The sequence below is a fragment of the Nonomuraea sp. NPDC049784 genome (assembly GCF_040659615.1).
In the GTDB taxonomy this organism is placed as follows: Bacteria; Actinomycetota; Actinomycetes; order Streptosporangiales; family Streptosporangiaceae; genus Nonomuraea.
The window spans coordinates 1-2,229 of sequence record NZ_JBFAMX010001036.1 but is presented as its reverse complement, the minus strand read 5'-3'; the positions used below and the strand labels follow the sequence as shown (position 1 = coordinate 2,229).

3 protein-coding genes are annotated in these 2,229 nt (G+C 69.6%); all 3 read left to right on the top strand.

Annotated features, from left to right (window positions below; genetic code table 11):
- A partial coding sequence (gene uvrC, locus AB0J09_RS62870; protein ID WP_360713803.1) for an excinuclease ABC subunit UvrC occupies positions 1-907 on the top strand: 907 nt, incomplete at its 5' end.
- A gap of 82 nt (positions 908-989) precedes the next feature.
- Complete coding sequence (gene rapZ / locus AB0J09_RS62865; RefSeq protein ID WP_360713801.1) at positions 990-1,856, top strand: RNase adapter RapZ; 867 nt, start codon at positions 990-992, stop codon at positions 1,854-1,856.
- 227 nt (positions 1,857-2,083) lie between these two features.
- Positions 2,084-2,229 (top strand): 2-phospho-L-lactate transferase CofD family protein (locus AB0J09_RS62860; RefSeq protein ID WP_360713805.1); only part of this gene is annotated, 146 nt, incomplete at its 3' end.

Sequence of the window (2,229 nt, the reverse complement as noted above, 5' to 3'; positions counted from 1 at the left end):
GACCGAGCAGCGCCGCGCCCGCGTCGAGGTGCGCGTGCCGCAGCGTGGCGACAAGAGGTCGCTGATGGAGACCGTCGAGCGCAACGCCAAGGAGTCGCTCGCGCAGCACAAGATCCGTCGTGCCAGCGACCTGACCACGCGGAGCAAGGCGCTGCAGGAGATCGCCGACGCCCTCGACCTCGACCAGGCGCCGCTGCGCATGGAGTGCTATGACGTCTCCCACCTGCAGGGCGAGAACGTCGTGGCGTCGATGGTGGTCTTCGAGGACGGGCTGGCGCGCAAGAGCGAATACCGGCGCTTCGCCATCAAGAGCAAGGAGGGCGACGTCGCGTCGATCTACGAGGTGATCATGCGGCGGTTCCGCCGCTACCTCGAGGAGCGCTCGGCCACCGGCGAGCTGGCTCCCGACGACGACAACGGCCACGGCCCCATCGACCCCGAGACGGGCAAGCCGCGCAAGTTCGCCTACCCGCCCAACCTCGTCGTCGTCGACGGCGCGGGTCCCCAGGCGGCCGCCGCGCAGCGGGCGCTCGACGAGCTCGGCATCGACGACGTATCGGTGTGCGGGCTGGCCAAGCGGCTGGAGGAGGTGTGGCTGCCCGGCGACGACCAGCCGGTGATCATGCCTCGTTCAAGTGAGGGTCTCTACCTGTTGCAACGCGTGCGGGACGAAGCACACAGGTTCGCCATCACCTACCATCGGTCCAAGAGGTCCAAGACGGTGAAGGAGAGCGCGCTCGACAGCGTGCCGGGCCTTGGGCCGGCACGCAGGCAGGCGCTGCTCAAGCACTTCGGCTCCGTGAAGAAACTACGCGAGGCCACTGCCGCGGAGATCTGCGAGGTTCCAGGCATCGGCCCGTCCATCGCCGAGGTCATCGTGTCGACGCTGAAGGGAGAGTCACCATGATCTCGCCAGGACGCCAGGGCGTGTCCGGGTGCCTCCGCTATGGTGGCGCGCCCGGGCAGGGCGCGCGGGACGGAGAGAGGAAATGAGCACCGAGCCGGCGTTCGTCATCGTCACCGGCATGTCAGGGGCGGGGCGCAGCACAGCCGCCAAAGCGCTCGAGGACCTGGGCTGGTTCGTCATCGACAACCTGCCGCCGGGGCTGCTGTTCGCGATGGCGGAGGAGGCGGGCAAGGTCAAGCTGGCCGCGGACAAGGTGGCGGCCGTCGTGGACGTACGCAGCCTGGCCTTCACCACCGACCTCAACGCGGCCATCGAGGAGCTCGAAGGGCGCGGCGTGCGGGTGCGGGTCGTGTTCCTGGAGGCCAGTGACGAAGAGCTGGTGCGCAGGTTCGAGAACGTCCGCAGGCCGCACCCCCTCCAGGGCGAGGGGCGGCTCGTCGACGGGATCACCCGCGAACGGGGCATCCTGCGGGAGGTCAGGGCCAACGCCGACCTGGTGATCGACACCTCCTCGCACAACGTCCACGACCTGCGCAACAAGATCGTCGCGTACTTCGGCGGTGAGGACCGGCCGGGGCTGCGGCTCAACATCGTGTCCTTCGGGTTCAAGTACGGGCTGCCGGTGGACGCCGATCTCGTGATCGACTGCCGGTTCCTGCCGAACCCTCACTGGGTGCCCGAGCTGCGGCCGATGAGCGGGCTCGACGCGCCGGTGAGCGACTACGTGCTGGGGCAACCGGGGGCCAAGGAGTTCCTCGACGCGTACGAGGAGGTCCTGCGGGTGATCGCGGCCGGATACGCCCGCGAGGGCAAGAGCTACGCCACGCTGGCGGTGGGCTGCACGGGGGGCAAGCACCGCAGCGTGGCCATGGCCGAGCAGATCGCGGCCCGCCTTCATGACCGCGAGATGGAGGTCCAGGTGAGTCACCGGGATGTGGGGCGGGAGTGACCGATGAAGGCGGCGCAGCGGCGGGTTTGCCGGATCCGGTAGAGGGCGATCTTCCCGGGTCCGGGAGTGACGGCGGTCTGCCGGCGAGAGCTGCGCCTGATGATGGCTCGGCTCTCGCGGGGAGTGCACAGCCGGTCGGCGATGACGGTGGCGTGTGCCCGGTGAGGCTTTCGCGTTCGGCTGAAGGGAGCCCGGTGCCGGGAGAACGTGGGGCATATCCAGGGACGATGCAGGGGTTCGGGCCGCACGTCGTGGCTCTGGGCGGCGGGCACGGGCTCTACGCGTCCCTGTCCGCGTTAAGGATGGTGACCGATCGGCTGACGGCCGTGGTGACCGTCGCCGACGACGGCGGCTCCAGCGGGCGGCTGCGGCG